General features: G+C 40.9%; 15 protein-coding genes and 1 rRNA gene. 6 read left to right on the top strand and 10 right to left on the bottom strand.

The annotated features are described in order from the left end of the window. Positions 1-149: 149 nt before the first annotated feature. On the bottom strand, positions 150-2420 hold the full coding sequence (locus tag BKK48_RS00315; protein ID WP_077426234.1) for an NADP-dependent malic enzyme: 2271 nt from the start codon (positions 2418-2420) through the stop codon (positions 150-152). Between the two features lie 187 nt (positions 2421-2607). Between BKK48_RS00315 and BKK48_RS00310 the strand changes: the two genes are divergently transcribed. Genes BKK48_RS00310 through BKK48_RS00300 form a run of 3 tightly spaced genes read left to right on the top strand, consistent with a single transcriptional unit; the run spans position 2608 to position 5185 of the window. After that, positions 2608-3240, top strand: coding sequence for a DUF1919 domain-containing protein (locus BKK48_RS00310; protein ID WP_077426233.1), 633 nt, complete (start codon positions 2608-2610; stop codon positions 3238-3240). A 51-nt stretch (positions 3241-3291) separates the two neighbouring features. Continuing rightward, entirely contained in the window at positions 3292-3990 is a 699-nt protein-coding gene (rsuA, locus tag BKK48_RS00305; protein WP_077426232.1) for a 16S rRNA pseudouridine(516) synthase RsuA, read from the top strand. A gap of 1 nt (position 3991) precedes the next feature. Next, positions 3992-5185 (top strand): Bcr/CflA family multidrug efflux MFS transporter, encoded by a 1194-nt coding sequence (locus tag BKK48_RS00300; protein ID WP_077426231.1) that lies wholly within the window; start codon positions 3992-3994, stop codon positions 5183-5185. A gap of 177 nt (positions 5186-5362) precedes the next feature. On the opposite strand, the gene mglC is transcribed toward BKK48_RS00300, so the two are convergent. The 4 genes from mglC to BKK48_RS00280 all read right to left on the bottom strand — a co-directional run bounded on the left by mglC (position 5363) and on the right by BKK48_RS00280 (position 10130). After that, positions 5363-6373 (bottom strand): galactose/methyl galactoside ABC transporter permease MglC, encoded by a 1011-nt coding sequence (gene mglC / locus BKK48_RS00295; protein ID WP_077415057.1) that lies wholly within the window; start codon positions 6371-6373, stop codon positions 5363-5365. Positions 6374-6390: 17 nt separating this feature from the next. Further along, positions 6391-7911: a galactose/methyl galactoside ABC transporter ATP-binding protein MglA gene (gene mglA, locus BKK48_RS00290; protein WP_077415059.1), complete on the bottom strand. Its 1521-nt coding sequence runs from the start codon at positions 7909-7911 to the stop codon at positions 6391-6393. A 60-nt stretch (positions 7912-7971) separates the two neighbouring features. Next, positions 7972-8967 carry a galactose/glucose ABC transporter substrate-binding protein MglB gene (gene mglB / locus BKK48_RS00285; RefSeq protein WP_077426230.1) on the bottom strand — a complete coding sequence of 332 codons (996 nt, stop codon included), beginning with the start codon at positions 8965-8967 and terminating at the stop codon, positions 7972-7974. A gap of 161 nt (positions 8968-9128) precedes the next feature. Continuing rightward, positions 9129-10130, bottom strand: coding sequence for a substrate-binding domain-containing protein (locus BKK48_RS00280; protein ID WP_077426278.1), 1002 nt, complete (start codon positions 10128-10130; stop codon positions 9129-9131). Positions 10131-10345: 215 nt separating this feature from the next. Between BKK48_RS00280 and galT the strand changes: the two genes are divergently transcribed. Genes galT through galM form a run of 3 tightly spaced genes read left to right on the top strand, consistent with a single transcriptional unit; the run spans position 10346 to position 13643 of the window. Beyond that, entirely contained in the window at positions 10346-11410 is a 1065-nt protein-coding gene (gene galT / locus BKK48_RS00275) for a galactose-1-phosphate uridylyltransferase (protein ID WP_077426229.1), read from the top strand. 20 nt (positions 11411-11430) lie between these two features. After that, positions 11431-12588 (top strand): galactokinase, encoded by a 1158-nt coding sequence (gene galK, locus BKK48_RS00270; protein ID WP_077426228.1) that lies wholly within the window; start codon positions 11431-11433, stop codon positions 12586-12588. An 8-nt stretch (positions 12589-12596) separates the two neighbouring features. Beyond that, positions 12597-13643, top strand: a complete 1047-nt coding sequence (galM, locus tag BKK48_RS00265; RefSeq protein ID WP_077426227.1) for a galactose-1-epimerase — start codon at positions 12597-12599, stop codon at positions 13641-13643. 5 nt (positions 13644-13648) lie between these two features. On the opposite strand, the gene BKK48_RS00260 is transcribed toward galM, so the two are convergent. From BKK48_RS00260 to rrf, 5 genes are all read right to left on the bottom strand, one after another. Continuing rightward, positions 13649-14635, bottom strand: coding sequence for an NTP/NDP exchange transporter (locus tag BKK48_RS00260; RefSeq protein ID WP_208604169.1), 987 nt, complete (start codon positions 14633-14635; stop codon positions 13649-13651). Beyond that, positions 14629-14904 (bottom strand): hypothetical protein, encoded by a 276-nt coding sequence (locus tag BKK48_RS09995; protein WP_208604168.1) that lies wholly within the window; start codon positions 14902-14904, stop codon positions 14629-14631. Before BKK48_RS09995 ends, BKK48_RS00260 begins: the two co-directional genes overlap by 7 nt. 88 nt (positions 14905-14992) lie before the next feature. After that, positions 14993-15808: an NAD-dependent epimerase/dehydratase family protein gene (locus tag BKK48_RS00255; RefSeq protein ID WP_077426226.1), complete on the bottom strand. Its 816-nt coding sequence runs from the start codon at positions 15806-15808 to the stop codon at positions 14993-14995. Positions 15809-16006: 198 nt separating this feature from the next. After that, complete coding sequence (locus BKK48_RS10105) at positions 16007-16303, bottom strand: PT domain-containing protein (RefSeq protein ID WP_279625930.1); 297 nt, start codon at positions 16301-16303, stop codon at positions 16007-16009. 330 nt (positions 16304-16633) lie between these two features. Beyond that, positions 16634-16749, bottom strand: a 5S ribosomal RNA gene (rrf, locus tag BKK48_RS00245). Positions 16750-16901: the final 152 nt, after the last annotated feature.

Genomic DNA, 16901 nt, shown 5'->3' with positions numbered 1-16901 from the left:
CGAACGCAATTTCCGTCGGTCTCTCTCCCGCAAGCGGGCGAGAGGAAAGAACTTACCCATATCAGACAAGAAATTTGGCTTTTGTGCAACTGCTACATAATACCGAAAAAACATTAAGCATTTTAACCGCACTTTTGAACTGAATAAAATCAGTCTTGTTGGGCTTTTACTGCCGCGTACGCCACCATATTAATGATGCGGCGAACAGAAGCACTCGGGTTTAAGATATGGGCTGATTTGTTCATTCCCATCAAAATAGGCCCTACGGTCACTGCCGTGGTAGTGCCCCGCAATAAACTATAACTAATGCGTGCGGCACTTAAATTCGGGAACACAAGCAAGTTTGCCGAACCTTTTAACGGGCTATCCGGCATCACTTCTGTGCGTTGTGCAGCACAGAGTGCAATATCCCCTCTCATTTCACCATCAATCATTAACTGTGGATGATGTTCTTGCACCCTTTTCAAGGCTTCACGCACTTTTGGTGCGCCAAGGGTATTTGATGAGCCAAAATTGGAATGAGAAAGCAAGGCGACTGCCGGTTCAATACCAAAACGATGCACTTCATCTGCCGCCATTAAGGTAATTTCCGCTAATTCCTCGGCACTTGGGTCATCATTAACATGGGTATCCGTTAAGAAAACATTACCACTTGGCAACACAAGGCTATTTAACGCCGCGACGGTTTTTACGCCTTCTTTTAAGCCAATAATATCTCTAATAGAATCTAAATGTTTACCATAAGAACCAAACAGGCCACAGACTAATCCGTCCGCATAGCCTAAATTCACCAATACAGAAGCCAACACCGTGGTATTTGAACGCACAACACGTTTAGCAATGGCAGGGGTGATGCCTTTGCGCTTGGTGAGTTGGTAATAATATTTCCAACATTCTTCATAACGTGGATTATTTTCATTATCCACCACTTCAACGTTTACCCCGACTTCCAAGCGTAAACCCAGTTTTTTGATTTTTTCCTCAATCACTGCTTTACGACCAATTAAAATCGGTGAGGCAAGCTCCATAGAAACCACTTCTTGTACCGCATGTAGGGCTTTGGTTTCTTCGCCCTCAGCAAGAATAATGCGTTGTTTTGCCGATTTGGCTTGGCTAAAAATTGGACGCATAAATAAACTGGTTTTATAAACAAATTGCGTCAATTTTTCACTATATTCATTCCAGTCTGAAATAGGGCGTGTCGCCACCCCGGAATCCATTGCCGCTTTTGCCACAGCAGGGGCAATACGAACAATCAAACGTGGATCAAAAGGACGTGGAATCACATAATCCGCACCGAATGTTGCCCCTTCACCACCATAGGCTGAAGTGACCACTTCATTTTGTTCTTCTAAGGCTAAATCTGCAATGGCATAAACTGCCGCACGTTTCATCTCTTCATTAATAGTGGTAGCCCCCACATCTAACGCCCCACGGAAAATAAATGGGAAACAAAGCACGTTATTAACTTGGTTTGGATAGTCAGAGCGACCGGTACAAACAATGGCATCAGGACGTACCGCTTTGGCTTCCGGTGGCGTAATTTCCGGATTAGGGTTGGCAAGGGCAAGAATAATCGGGTGTGCCGCCATGGTTTTGACCATATCCTGTGTTAATGCGCCGGCTGCGGAACAGCCAAGGAAAATATCCGCATTCGGAATAGCATCAGCAAGGCTACGCCAACCATTATCTTCAATGGCGTAATCTTCTTTTGTTTTATCCATGCGATCGCCACGATTTTTATAAACTACCCCTTTTGAATCACAAATCGTGATATTTTCACGTTTCATTCCGAGGGAAAGCAATAAATTCAAACAGGCAATTGAAGCGGCTCCGGCACCGGAAGCCACAAGACGAACCTCTTCAATTTTTTTACCAATAATGCGAAGTGAATTAATAATCGCCGCCGCACTAATAATCGCCGTGCCATGTTGATCGTCGTGGAAAACCGGAATATTCATTCGTTCACGCAGTTTTTGTTCAATATAGAAACATTCCGGTGCTTTAATATCTTCAAGATTGATCCCGCCAAAAGTGGGTTCAAGAGAAGCAATAATATCCACTAATTTATCTGGATCATGTTCATTCACCTCAATATCAAAAACATTGATACCGGCGAATTTTTTAAATAATACGCCTTTGCCTTCCATCACCGGTTTACCGGCAAGTGCACCAATATTGCCTAATCCAAGCACCGCTGTACCGTTTGAAATCACCGCCACCAAATTACCCCTTGCGGTATATTTATAAGAGGCTAAGGGATCTTTTTCAATTTCTAAACAGGGTTCTGCCACACCGGGAGAATAAGCTAAGGCTAAATCACGTTGGGTTGCCAATGATTTGGTTGGGGTGACTTCAATTTTTCCGGGAATAGGAAATTCGTGGAAATCCAATGCTGCTTGGCGTAATTGTTCGCTCATATCAATACTCCGTTGTGGTAATACAGAATTTGGTTCATTAAGAACCAAATCGAAAAAATTGCCTGATTATACTCGCTTTCATTCTTCAAATTTGTGATGAACCGCAAATTTTTACAAATCGGTTACAAAATTTATTGATTGAATTCGGCATCCCAAAAAGGATAGGATAAGCAGTTTAGGAGGAAGTATGTGTCGTTCAAAAGTCAAAAATATCGTCAACCGATTACAAAGAAAATCGCTCAATCATCAATTAAAATTACGCTTAACCAATCAGGGAATGAGCGTGCTTTCTGCCAATTGTGTCGGTGCATTTATTTTGCACGATCTCAACCAACCCTTTAATTCGCCTTTTGTTAATCTTTATATCAGCCCGAAAGACTTTATTCGTTATTTGCAAAATATCGATTTTTATCAGCTGCAATCCCTTGAATTTATCGCCACAGATAAAGCCTATCCTGTCGCTAAATTGGCGGATATCTGTATTCATTTTATGCATTATCACAATGCCCAAGAAGCCGCTGAAAAGTGGCAAATCCGTTCTGCTCGGATTAATCCGGATAATTTATTTATTATGATGACCGATAAAGACGGGGCTGAAGGCATTGCCTATGACGATCTGGTGGCATTTGATCAACTTCCTTTTAAAAACAAGGTGGTTTTCACCCACAAACCTTATCCTGAGCTACGCAGTGCGTTTTATATCAAAGGGTTTGAACAGCAAAATCAAGTGGGCGATTTATTTGCCTTTTCAGGCTGGAATGGCAGGAAATATTATGATCAATTTGATTATGTCGCTTGGTTTAACCAAGCCAATTCATGATAGCAATATAAATGCTTTAAAATACCTCAATTTCAAGCAAGAGAATGCCTTATGCGATTAGATAAATTCATTGCCGAAAATACCGGTTTAACCCGCTCTCAAGCCACCAAAGCCATTCGCCAAAGTGCGGTCAAAATTAATGGTGAAATTGAAAAAAACAGCGCCCGTAAAATCACCCAAGAGGATGAGATTTACTTTGAAGAAACCTTGCTCACTTGGCTGGACAGCGGACAATATTTTATGTTGAACAAACCACAAGGTTATATTTGTTCCAATGAGGATGGCGACTATCCGACCATTTATCAATTTTTTGATTATCCTCTGGCGGGGAAATTACACAGTGCCGGACGTTTAGATGTGGATACCACCGGACTGGTTTTACTCACCGATGACGGACAATGGTCGCACCGTATCACCTCACCTAAACATCATTGTGAAAAAACCTATTTGGTCACCTTGGCTGATCCGGTTGAAGCGCATTATGCCCAAACCTTTGAAGAGGGGATTTTGTTACGGGGAGAAAAAACACCCACCAAACCCGCAAAACTTGAAATTTTAGATGATTACAATGTGAATCTCACCATTTCGGAAGGGCGCTATCACCAAGTAAAACGAATGTTTGCCGCCCTTGGCAATAAAGTGGAGGCATTACACCGTTGGAAAATCGGCGCTGTGATCTTAGACGAAAACCTAGAAGAAGGGGAATATCGCGCTCTCACCCCTGAAGAAATTGCTAGTCTGGGAAGCTAAAATGAGTAAAACCATTAAACCGACTTTTATCTTCATTGTCACCCTCGGCATATTATCCATGTTGCCGCCTTTTGGTGTGGATATGTATCTGCCCGCTTTTTTAGAAATTGCCAAAGATCTGAAAATTAGTCCGGAACAAGTTCAACATACCCTCACAGCCTTTGCCTATGGCATGGCGTTCGGACAATTATTTTGGGGGCCTTTCGGCGATAGCTTTGGACGGAAACCCATCATTTTGCTGGGGGTGATTATTGGTGCTATCACCGCTTTGGTGCTAACAGAAATCAATGCGATTGGAAATTTCACCGTACTTCGTTTTGTGCAAGGTTTCTTTGGTGCCGCACCAGTGGTGCTTTCAGGCGCATTATTACGAGATTTATTTAGCAAAAATGAACTCTCAAAAGTGATGTCCACCATCACCTTGGTATTTATGATTGCCCCTTTGATTGCGCCCATTATCGGTGGTTATATTGTCAAATATTTTCATTGGCATGCGATTTTTTATGTCATTGCCCTAATGGGCGCATTATCTGCCCTACTGGTATTTTTTATTATTCCCGAAACCCACAAAAAAGAAAATCGCATTCCCCTACGTTTGAACATTATTGCTCGAAACTTTATCAGCCTATGGAAGCAAAAAGAAGTGCTGGGCTATATGTTCACCGCATCGTTCGGATTTGGCGGATTATTTGCCTTTGTCACGGCAGGCTCTATTGTGTATATCGGGATTTATGGCATTCCGGTGGATCAATTCGGTTATTTCTTTATGCTGAATATCGCCATTATGACTTTTGCCTCTTTCCTTAACGGACGGTTTGTCACCAAACTTGGGGCGGAAACCATGCTTCGTATTGGGTTAAGTATTCAATTTTTATCGGGAATGTGGCTTATTTTAACCGCACTTTTTGATTTCGGTTTTTGGGCGATGGCAATCGGTGTGGCTTTCTTCGTTGGGCAAAATCCGCTGATTTCCTCTAATGCTATGGCCTCTATTTTAGAAAAATTCCCCACCATGTCCGGCACCGCCAACTCCTTGGTAGGAAGTGTGCGTTTTGCCACCGGTGCGGTAATGGGGAGTTTGGTCGCCACCATGAAAATGGACACCGCAGCCCCAATGCTATTGACAATGGGCGCTTGTGTCATCATTGCCGCACTGGCTTATTATTTTCTGACTTATCGGAATTTGAAAGGATAAAAGTGCGGTCGATTTTCATAGAGAATTTTCCAATATCTGTGAAAATACCTCATACAATCAGCCAGTAGGATTGAAAAAGATCAACGAAATCACAAAAATAAGAGAACAAAAAAATCCACCTTCATCAAACGATGGGTGGATTTTTTTGTGATAACTTGATTATTTTATCTACTTCTATTATTTTTTCTTCGCATATTTTAAGGAGTCAATAGCAACGGCGAGGATAATAATGCTTCCTTTAATAATATATTGCCAGTAAGGGTTAACGCCGATATAGGTTAATCCATAATTGATGACGGTGAAAATAATCACCCCGGTGACCACCCCAATTACCGTACCTACACCACCGGCAAATGATACGCCTCCCACCACACAAGCGGCAATCGCATCCAATTCATACATAAAACCTAAGTTGTTCGTTGCCGAGCCGATACGACCTGCTTCTAACATCCCACCAAAAGCATAAAACATCCCGGCAATAATATAGATCACCACAAGATTGCGTGCCACATTAACCCCAGAAACCTTAGCCGCCTCTGGGTTTCCCCCAATTGCAAAGATGTTTTTACCGAAACGGGTTTTATTCCACATTACCCAGACAAAGAACGCCGCAATTGAGGCATAAATCGTGATATAAGAGAGTTTGAAACTGCCAAATCGGAAGAAGCCTTGTGCAAAAGCGGAGAAATTCTCGTTAAATCCTGCAATTGGCGAGCCGCCTACGGCATCATAATAAAGCGAGTTGAAACCATAGACGATAATCATGGTGCCCATTGTAGCAATAAATGGGGTAACATTGAGATAAGCAATCACCAAACCATTCACTAAGCCGATAACCGCACCAACGGCACAAACCGTCAAAATCACAACAGGAATAGGAATTTCGCCTAAATCAGGGAAAACCCGATTCATATTTTCCATAGATTGCAACAAGGTTGCAGAAATCACCGCCGCAAGCCCTACTTGACGACCGGCAGATAAGTCTGTGCCTTGGGTCACCAATAAGCCTGCCACCCCTAACGCAATAATCAAACGTACAGAGGATTGAGTGAGGATATTACTGAAATTCATTAAATTTAAAAATGTAGGATCCTGTGCAATGATGATGCCGAGCAAAATCAGCAACACAAAATAGATCGCATTTTGTTTTAAGAGATCAAGGGATTTATTTTTGTCTAAGGCACTCATAATTCGTTCCTTTTCTGTTATAAATATTTCGCTGCTAACTGCAAAATTTCTTCTTGAGAGGTTTTTGCGGTTTCTACAATACCCGCCATTCTGCCATTGCTCATGACGAGAATACGATCCGTTGTGCCTAAAAGCTCCGGCATTTCAGAAGATATCATAATGATACCTTTGTCTTTTTTGGCAAGTTCTTGAATGAGTTGATAAATTTCAAATTTTGCGCCAATGTCGATACCTCGTGTCGGTTCATCGAGCATGAGCACTTCCGGCTGGGTAAGTAACCAACGGCCAATGATGACTTTCTGCTGATTTCCCCCTGAAAGTGAGCCGATAGAGGTTTTATGTGAAGGCGTTTTCACATTCATTGCATCAATTACCCACTGCGTATCACTACGCATTTTCTTATCGCTCAGTAATTTCCAAGGGGTAAGGTAAGACTTCATATTTGAAATCAAAGAATTAAATTCAATACTGAGATTAGAATAGATACCGGTAGAACGACGTTCTTCGGTCACCAAGGCAAAACCGTTATTAATGGCTTCAAGTGCGGTTCGATTTTTCACAATTTTATCATTGAGCTTAATCGTGCCACTTTTTAGCTCTCGCACACCAAAAATGGCTTCGACAATATCCGTTCGTTTCGCACCGACTAAACCGGCAATGCCTAAAATTTCACCTTTACGCAATTCAAAAGAAATATCTTGAATAGAAGGCTGGTTTAATGCGGTTAAATGCTCAACTTTTAGTACCACTTCTTTTGGTACATTGGTTCTTTCAGGAAAACGTTGTGTCAGCTCACGTCCCACCATCATTGACACAATTTCTTCCATAGTGGAATTTTTAACTGAAACCGTGTTAATCCATTTTCCATCGCGTAGAATGGTAATTTCGTCACAAATCTTGAAAATTTCATCCATTTTGTGAGAAATATAAATGATGCCACAACCTCTTTCTTTTAGTTTTTGAATGATTTTAAACAGATGCTCCACTTCTTTTTCAGAAAGAGAGGAAGTGGGTTCGTCCATAATCACGATTTTGGCGTTATAGGAAAAGGCTTTTGCAATTTCAATCATCTGCATTTGAGAAACAGAGAGTTTCGCTACCTTTTCTCTCGGATCGATATCAATATCCAATTCATCAAAAATTTCTTTGGTATCCCGATACATTTTAGCGTGATCGATAAAGGGCCCTTTAACAGGGTAGCGTCCAAGCCATAGGTTATCCATCACACTGGTTTGGCGTACCAAGTTAAGCTCTTGGTGCACCATGGAAATACCGTTTTCAAGAGCTTCTTTTGATGTTTTAAAATTAACGGGTTTCCCTAGAAAAAGAATTTCGCCCTCATCTTTCGCATAAATACCAAATAAGCATTTTAATAATGTGGATTTTCCCGCACCATTTTCTCCCATCAAGGCATGAACAGAATGTGAATGGACGGTAAGATTTGCATTATCTAGGGCTTTTACACCGGGAAAGGACTTACTGACATTCGTCATAGTGAGTAGCACTTCACTATCTTGACTTAAATTTTGAGTCGTCATATCAACCTCATTTAAAAACGGGGAAGAGATGCCCTTCCCCTAAGGTTATATTATTCGTTATTATTTTAAGAATTCATTCAGATTATCTTTATCTACCCCAACATAAGGAATACGCACAACACGATCTTTTAATTCCCATTTTGTGCCTTCCGTTGCGGCTTTACCTTGGGCAAGATTGTTGGCTAATTGCACCACCGCTTTCCCTTGGTTAACACCGTCATTGAGTACTGTTCCGGCAAGTTCACCTTTTTTGATAAGTTGTAAGGCTTCAGGTAACGCATCTACACCAAAAATAGGGAGTTTTTTGCCATGGGCTTTTGTCGCTTCCAAAGCACCTAATGCCATACCGTCATTGTTGGAGATAATTACTTCGATACTATTGGCTTTTGAGCTAGATAACCAAGCATCCACTTTGTCTTTCGCCATTGCCGCATCCCACATACCGGTATCAATGAAAAGTTGCTCAGTTTGAATACCCACTTTATTTAATTGATCGATCACATATTTGGTACGCGCTTCTGCATCAGGGTGACCCGGTTCGCCTTTTAATAAAACAAATTGGATTTTGCCGTCTTTGTTTAAATCTAATTCAGGCATTGCTTTCCATTGTTTTGCGATTAAATCACCTTGGATAATACCGGATTCTTTTGGATCGGTTCCCACATAATAGGCTTGCTCATAACTTCCAATCGCTTTTGGGCCCGGATCTTTATTGAAAAATACCACAGGAATGTTATCCGGTTTGGCTTTGCCGATAATGGTCGGTGCTGCGGCCGGGTCGACTAAGTTAATTGCAAGCGCTTTCACGCCTTTAGAAAGTAAAACATCCACTTGGTCATTTTGGATCGATTGGGCGTTTTGAGAATCATTCATTAATAATTCAATACCTTTTAACGCCTCTGCTTCTTTATTGATTTCTTTACGCATTAATGACATAAAATTGTCATCATATTTGTAAATTGTGACACCGATACGGTTATCTGCGGCATAACCCGCTGTTGCTGAACTTAAACCGATTGCCAATGCGACTGCACTTAATACTGCTGTTTTTTTCATAAAACTCTCCTACTTGGAAGGTTGATGTGAACAAAAATATGTATTTACTTCTACAACTCGTCAGCGAGCATACTGAAAAAACGCCTTTTAGTCTGTGATCAAACTCACATAAATGAAAACGATTACAAAACAATATTGAAATTTGTGACTTCCATCACATTTTAACTGACCGTTTCAACAGAAAAACGACGCACTAACGTGGGATTAAACTGAATAACCGGCGGGGTTTCCACTTTTTGATCCACCAAACTCAATGCCAGATTAGCCGCATAACTCGCCATTAAATCAATGGGATAACGAATAGTGGTAAGTTTAGGAATTAAATAACGGGCAATCGGCATATCATCAAATCCAATAATCGAAAACTGACTAGGTACATTGATATTGTTTTCATTTAATACTGAAATCGCCCCTGCCGCCATAGAATCATTGTAAGCAATGGCAGCGGTTAAATCCTTGTTATAGCTAAGCAAATCAATCATTGCTTGCTCGCCCCCTTCAAAATCCGGTGAGTTATGCGTGATCGCATGTTCGACAATGGGATAATGATGTGCTTTCAATGCTTCAAGGTAACCTGTTCGGCGTTCGTCTTCATCGAAGATAGCATGGTTTGAGCCAATATAAGCAATATTTTTATGACCATGGCGAATCAACATTTCCGTTGCAATATAAGTGCCTTTTTGATTATCTAAACTCACACAACGATGTTCGTAGCCCTTAATCACACGGTTAATAATCACCATGCCTTTTACATTATTCAAATAATCAATCAATTCTTGATCGGAAAGTGCCTTTGAATGAACCACCAAGCTACTACAACGTTTACGCAACAGGGTATTAATCGCTTCACGCTCTTTCTCCGCATGATGGTAACCGATACCAATCAAAATCGTTTTATGATGCGCCTCTGCCACTTTGTCTACCGCTTTCACCAAAATCGCAAAAAAAGCATCCGTCACATCCGTCACCACCACACCAATCGTATCGGTATTTTGTACCGCCAGTGCCTGTGCATTGGCATTAGGTTGATAGTTTAATTGTGAAATCGCATTCTGCACGGCAAGCCGGGCTTTGGGACTGACAGAGGAATGATTATTTAATACGCGTGATACCGTTGCCACAGAAACCTTTGCAAGCTCGGCCACATCATGAATAGTACTCATCATTATATTCTCCAAATAACTGGCATTATCATAAAGACTTCGCACTAATTTGAAAACGGTTACTTTTTCATTTTGTAACCCTGATCACAAAATCCACAGGCTTAATTTTGATTTTGTGAGGTTGATCACGGTTTTTTCTGATGAAGTTGAGTATCTTAACAGCCTATAAAATGTAATCGATTACAAATTAATAAAAATAATGAGGACGTCAAATTATGAATAAGCAAGTGTTTGAACCGACGAATCATCCGCATCGTCGCTATAATCCGCTCACCGACCAGTGGATATTGATTTCCCCTCATCGGGCAAAGCGACCATGGCAAGGTCAGCAAGAAAAAATCAATGAAGCACAAAAACCTCATTATGATCCCACTTGTTATCTCTGCCCAAATAATAAGCGGATAACCGGAGAGAGCAATCCTGATTATCACAAACCCTATGTGTTCAAAAACGATTTCTCTGCACTTTTAGAAGACACGCCCGCACCGGAACAATCTCATGATCCGCTTTTTCAAAGCTCACAAGCCTGTGGTGAAAGCCGAGTGATTTGTTTTTCACCGGATCACAGTAAAACCTTGCCATTATTGACCGCACTTGAAATTGAAGAGGTCATCAAAGTTTGGCAAGCACAGCTACAAGAACTGGGTAAAAAATATCAATGGGTGCAGATTTTTGAAAACAAAGGCGAAACTATGGGATGTTCGAATCCTCATCCTCATGGGCAAATTTGGGCAAACAGTTTTTTACCGAATGAAATCGCTCGTGAAGATCGCACCCAACGTGATTATTTCCAACGATACGGTTCAGTTATGTTAGTCGATTATGTTGAACGTGAATTAGCCTTAAAAGAACGTATCGTGGTGGAAACATCGCATTGGGTGGCGCTTGTCCCTTATTGGGCAGCTTGGCCTTTTGAAACCCTGCTGCTTCCTAAAAACCATGTGAAACGCTTAACGGAATTAACGGATGAACAATCAAAAGATCTCGCAGTGATATTGAAAAAATTAACCACGAAATACGACAATTTGTTTGAAACCTCCTTTCCTTATTCAATGGGATTTCACGCAGCACCTTTTAATGATGAAGACAATGCCCACTGGCAACTTCATGGACACTTCTACCCACCACTATTACGCTCTGCAACCGTGCGTAAATTTATGGTGGGCTATGAAATGCTGGCAGAAAGTCAGCGGGATTTAACGGCTGAACAAGCGGCAGAAAGATTGCGTGCATTAAGTGAAATTCATTACAAAGAACGTGAAACAACCCATACTAAATAAAGAAAATGAAAGGATATAATATGACCGATCCAATCCAACAATCACAGCATATTTTCAGCCAAAAATACCATACTTCTCCTTCACTTACCGTTTATGCACCGGGGCGAGTGAATATCATCGGTGAACATACCGACTATAATGACGGCTTTGTAATGCCTTGTGCCATCAATTTTGGTACGGCAATTAGCGGAACAAAACGGGATGATCATATTTGGCAGGTTTATGCGGCTGATTTAAATGAAACGGACGAATTTTCTCTTAATGAAACAATAGAAAAAAGCCCTCAGAAATGGGCAAATTATGTGCGTGGCGTGGTGAAATTTATTCAAGAATGTTGCCCTGATTTCAAACAGGGGGCAAATTTAGTGATTTCAGGCAATGTCCCACTTTCCTCCGGTTTAAGCTCATCAGCCGCATTAGAGGTGGCGGTGGGCAAATTCTGCCAACAATTGTCGAATTTATCCCTTTCCCATACGGATATTGCCTTGATTGGGCAAAAGGCAGAAAACCGGTTTGTTGGCGCAAATTGTGGCAATATGGATCAGCTCATTTCCGCATTGGGCCTTCAAGATCACCTCTTGATGATCGACTGTCGTAGCCTCGAAACGAAAGCAACACCAATACCGAAAGACATTGCCGTGATTATCGTTAATTCTAACGTCCCCCATGATTTAGTGACCGGTGAATACAATACCCGCCGTCAACAATGTGAGCGTGCCGCAGAATTTTTTGGTGTAAAAGCGTTGCGTGATGTTTCCGTTTCTCAATTTAAAGAAAAAGAGAAAAAATTGACCGCACTTGATCCTTTAGTAGCAAAGCGGGCCCGCCATGTCGTGACAGAAAATCAGCGGGTACTGGATGCGGTCATCGCATTAAACCAAAATAATTTAACCCGATTAGGGGAATTAATGGGGCAATCCCATGCTTCAATGCGTGATGATTTTGAAATTACCGTGCCACAAATTGATTATTTGGTCGAACTAGCCCAGCTGGTGATCGGCCAATCCGGTGGAGCAAGAATGACGGGCGGAGGCTTTGGGGGTTGTATTGTTGCCCTTGCTCCTCATGACAAAGTAGAAGCAATACGCCAGATTATTGCCGATAATTACGAAAAAACGACAGGATTAAAAGAAACATTTTACGTTTGCACCGCATCGCAAGGTGTTCGTACCCTTTAAGGAAAATCATGCTAGAAAAAACGACCTTCAATGCACCCGATGGTAGGCCCTATCAGCTTATTTCTTTGCAAAATGAAAAAGGGATGCGTATTCAATTAATGGATTGGGGAGCCACTTGGCTTTCTTGCCAAGTGCCTGTCAAAGGGGAATTACGAGAAGTCTTATTAGGATGTAAAATAGAACATTACCCCATTCAACAAGCTTATTTAGGCACAACGGTTGGGCGTTATGCTAACCGCATTGCCAAAGCACAATTTGAATTAAACGGTGAGATAGTCCAACTGGTGGCCAATCAAGGAGAACATCAACTTCACGGAGGAGAAGGCTTTGATAAACGCCGTTGGGAAATGCAAAAGTGCGGTGAAAATTCGGTTCGTTTTTTCCTTTCTTCACCTGATGGCGATCAAGGCTTTCCCGGCAATGTTGAAGTAGCAGTAACTTACACTCTCACCGAAGACAATGAGGTGAAAATTGAATATGAAGGAACAAGTGACAAAGATACCGCTCTTAATCTCACAAACCACGCCTATTTCAACTTAGAAAATGCCGTGCAGGCTTCGGACGTGCGTGAACATCATTTACGTCTCAATGCCGATTTTTATTTACCGGTAGATGGAGAAGGAATTCCCAATTCACCTCTTAAACATGTTGTTGGAACGAGTTTTGATTTTCGCCAGCTAAAACCGATTAAACAGGATTTTCTACAAGAAGAGCAAAAAATAACCAAAGGCTATGATCATTCTTTTATTGTAAATAAAGCCTGGCAAAAACCCTGTGTTTTGCTGATTTCGCCAAATGGGGATTTAACGCTTGAAGTCCGAACTTCTCAAGCAGCGTTACAAGTCTATACGGGAAATTATCTTGCAGGCACACCAACAAGAGAAGGCGGAGAATATACCGACTTTTCAGGTATCGCATTAGAAACGCAATGTTTACCGGATACCCCCAATCATCCAGAATGGCAAAATTATGGGGGAATTCAAAAAGCCGGTAGCCCTTATTATCAATGGACGTTGTTTAAATTTGAGGCGAATAACTCGCCCCACTCTATTTAAGTTTTTTAATTTTTGTAAGGCTGCGCTTTTTTCGCTAACCAAAGGGCTAAGAGAAACCAAACACCACAAATCGGTACGGTTATCCACGAAATTGTTGTTAGGCTTAATCCGAAGGCTGTTAGACCCGCATAGCCCCAAGAGCTAATTTGATCCCCTGAACGATAAATTAATGTATCAATTACATTTTTAGCTTTATAACGATCTTCACGATTGAGACGGGTAAATAACACTTCACGGGACGGACGGGTAAATGCAAAATTACTCACCCGTCTGAGAACTTGAACAAAAACAAAAACCATCACACTAGGATAGGTTGCTAATAAGGCAAAACTTCCAGCACTGAGTAATGGCAATATGGCTAATACAGGAACAATCCCAAAATACTTCATCAATCGACCTGTTAAGCCTAATTGAAAAAGCAAGGTTAGACTATTTACCCATAAATCAATATTGGCAAAAAATGCCGTCCGTTCCGCTTTATCTGTGATATTCGCATTCACAATGTCGGCCTGTTGGAAATACAACACCGTTGATGTGATGGAATAAAGCAAAATAAAGGCAGAAATACCGAGTAAATAAGGAGATTGGAATACACGGATTAAACCGGACCAAATATTTCCCTCAATGGGTTTATTATGATGATTGTCTTGTGCCTCTTTTGCGCCTAAAACAGAGATACGTTTTGTTGCAAAAACACTCACTTCTAACAGTAAAACGGAAAAAGCAAGCCAAATATAATGATTAAATGTTGCGGCAAAAGAGGAAACAAAAGCCGAGCCTGTGATCCCCCCAATTGTTGCTCCTGTTGCTAAAAAACCAAATAGGCGTTTTCCTTGTTCTGTCGTGAACACATCAGACATTAATGACCAAAATACAGAAACCACAAAAAGATTAAAAACCGATACCCAAATAAAGAAAATACGGCCGGTCCATACAAGTATATCACCGCTTGCGGTTGCCATCAGGAAGGCGAAAACGGCAAGGTTCAACATAAAAAACGGTAGGCAATCATGATAAATTTTTCACGAGGCCAACGTTTCACCAAATAGCCATAAAGTGGCGTAACAAGCAACATGGCAACGAGTGTACCGGAAAAAAGCCAAGGAAGGGATTTCACACCCCCTGCTGCCCCGAGTTCATCACGAATTGGGCGAAGGGTATAATAGGCTAAAAAAAGAGCAAACACATAAAACCAAGACCAAACCAATACCTTGACCTCATTCTCTTTAACATCAACAAGTTTTTTAAAAAAGCTATTCATAAAATCGTGAAATAAAAATGGCAGCTGAACCGGCTCTCATAGGATATTGAGCGGTTCAGCAATAAGGTTAAAGAGAAATTATTTTATTTTACTTTACTTTCCATTCCGGTACGGCTTTTTTGAATTTGCTTGAATCCACTACCGGACCCTCTTCTGCAACATTATATACCCCATTCAAATTTGCTTCGACAGCTCGGACCGTGGCATCAACCAAAGCATCAATATGAATTCCCGCATAACCTTCCGGTGCCATATCAAAGCCTGATTTACCACCGTAGATCCAACCATAGCGTAAGATGACGGGTGTAAATTTACCTGCTAACGTCTGCGCTTCTAGTGATTTGATCGATTTTATCGACTCACCATAAGTCGCATCATTTTCGTCATACCATGCCCCCTCTTCTGTTACCGCTTTATCACTTGGTGCATAATACATAAAACTTTGAGCGATATATTTTTTCACGCCCGCTTTCTCAGCAGCTGCGACTAAATTTTTTGTTCCTTCAATACGAATTCTGCTATCACGTTTTAAACCTTCTGCCATTTCTTCTTCCTTCAGCCCTTTTGGTAAGGAAGACAGCTCATTAATCACGACATCAGGTTTGGCATCAAATACAGCTTTTTCTAATAACGGTGCATTAAAAACATCAACAACAACCGGCGTCACCCCGATTTCTTCAAGAGTTTTAGCCTTATTCTCACTGCGTGTTGTACCATAAACTTTATACCCTTTTTCTACCAAGGCTTTGCTTAAAGGCTCTCCAATCACCCCCGTCGCCCCAGCTAAGAAAATTACTTTAGGCTTTGTTTGTTCCACTTTTTCACTCGAAATTTTCTCACCACAAGCGCTCAAAATAAAAGTAGAGAGTGCAAGTGCGGTCAATTTAAAAAAGATTTTTTTCATAATTAAATTCCTGTTTAACGTAAAAACGGAAGTAATTATATTAGAGAACAAAAAACATACAACTCAAAACTTAATAGGATTTACACTTTAATCAAGTTACAAAACTTGATTAACAAATCTTAATTTTTAATCTCCTCAAAAAGATTAATAAGGTTAACGTTAAATTTGAACTCGAACTATATGAGATTTGAAAGACTATTATTTCTCAAAAACAAACATCCCCTGCATGCCAAAAATGAAATCGCATACCAACAAACCGTCAGAAAGTGCGGTCAGTTTTTCCGGTGTTTTTATGTTGGTAAGTTCATTCAGAGGGAGTAAGGAAATTGGAGAGTGGGGTTGATTGATTGGTTGATTGGTTGATTGGTTGATTGGTTGATTGGTTGATTGGTTGATTGGTTGATTGGTTGATTGGTTGATTGGTTGATTGGTTGATTGGTTGATTGGTTGATTGGTTGATTGGTTGATTGGTTGATTGGTTGATTGGTTATACAAGTCTATATGAGAGAGGCTTGGTATTAGTATCAATGTTTATGGTTCTTACAGTGCTGATAATGCTTATATGATAGTTATGGCACTTATGGTAGTTATTTTGTGATGTTTATGATGCTTGTAATACCCGCGATATTTGTGATGTCTACAATATCTGTGATGTTTGCAGCCCTATGACACCTGTACCACTTTTATTTTTTACCTTTTATTTTTTATCTTTCATCTTTTATCGTTCCACCCCAATAAAAAATCCCCCAAGCTCTGCTCAGGGGATATCTTGTCTACTCTTCTAATTTTAATCTTAATTTCAATTTTAATTCTAATCTCAATTGTACCCGGCGGTGCCCTACTCTCACATGGGGATACCCCACACTACCATCGGCATTACAGCGTTTCACTTCTGAGTTCGGAATGGATTCAGGTGGGACCACCGCACTCTCGCCGCCGGGATAATTCTTCGATAACTTAATCTGTTTGCTCTATCACAACATCGCTCTATTGCGATGACTATTATTCTTCTTTAACGATAACGACTACATTAAACACTCATCCTCGTCTACCCGCAATCGCTCTCTTCTCCGGTCACAAGCTGAATATCTGT

The organism is Rodentibacter heidelbergensis, assembly GCF_002000125.1.
GTDB classification, from domain to species: domain Bacteria; phylum Pseudomonadota; class Gammaproteobacteria; order Enterobacterales; family Pasteurellaceae; genus Rodentibacter; species Rodentibacter heidelbergensis.
This window is presented reverse-complemented; position numbering and strand designations above follow the sequence as displayed.

Bases quoted from the DNA above. Each gene is read 5' to 3' on its own strand.
- galK (WP_077426228.1), top strand. From the start codon at position 11,431: ATGACCGATCCAATCCAACAATCACAGCATATTTTCAGCCAAAAATAC.
- galT (WP_077426229.1), top strand. From the start codon at position 10,346: ATGAATAAGCAAGTGTTTGAACCGACGAATCATCCGCATCGTCGCTAT.
- mglA (WP_077415059.1), bottom strand. From the start codon at position 7,911: ATGACGACTCAAAATTTAAGTCAAGATAGTGAAGTGCTACTCACTATG.
- BKK48_RS00315 (WP_077426234.1), bottom strand. From the start codon at position 2,420: ATGAGCGAACAATTACGCCAAGCAGCATTGGATTTCCACGAATTTCCT.
- galM (WP_077426227.1), top strand. From the start codon at position 12,597: ATGCTAGAAAAAACGACCTTCAATGCACCCGATGGTAGGCCCTATCAG.
- BKK48_RS00280 (WP_077426278.1), bottom strand. From the start codon at position 10,130: ATGAGTACTATTCATGATGTGGCCGAGCTTGCAAAGGTTTCTGTGGCA.
- BKK48_RS00300 (WP_077426231.1), top strand. From the start codon at position 3,992: ATGAGTAAAACCATTAAACCGACTTTTATCTTCATTGTCACCCTCGGC.
- BKK48_RS00255 (WP_077426226.1), bottom strand. From the start codon at position 15,808: ATGAAAAAAATCTTTTTTAAATTGACCGCACTTGCACTCTCTACTTTT.
- BKK48_RS09995 (WP_208604168.1), bottom strand. From the start codon at position 14,904: ATGAATAGCTTTTTTAAAAAACTTGTTGATGTTAAAGAGAATGAGGTC.
- mglC (WP_077415057.1), bottom strand. From the start codon at position 6,373: ATGAGTGCCTTAGACAAAAATAAATCCCTTGATCTCTTAAAACAAAAT.
- rsuA (WP_077426232.1), top strand. From the start codon at position 3,292: ATGCGATTAGATAAATTCATTGCCGAAAATACCGGTTTAACCCGCTCT.
- mglB (WP_077426230.1), bottom strand. From the start codon at position 8,967: ATGAAAAAAACAGCAGTATTAAGTGCAGTCGCATTGGCAATCGGTTTA.
- BKK48_RS00310 (WP_077426233.1), top strand. From the start codon at position 2,608: ATGTGTCGTTCAAAAGTCAAAAATATCGTCAACCGATTACAAAGAAAA.
- BKK48_RS00260 (WP_208604169.1), bottom strand. From the start codon at position 14,635: ATGTTGAACCTTGCCGTTTTCGCCTTCCTGATGGCAACCGCAAGCGGT.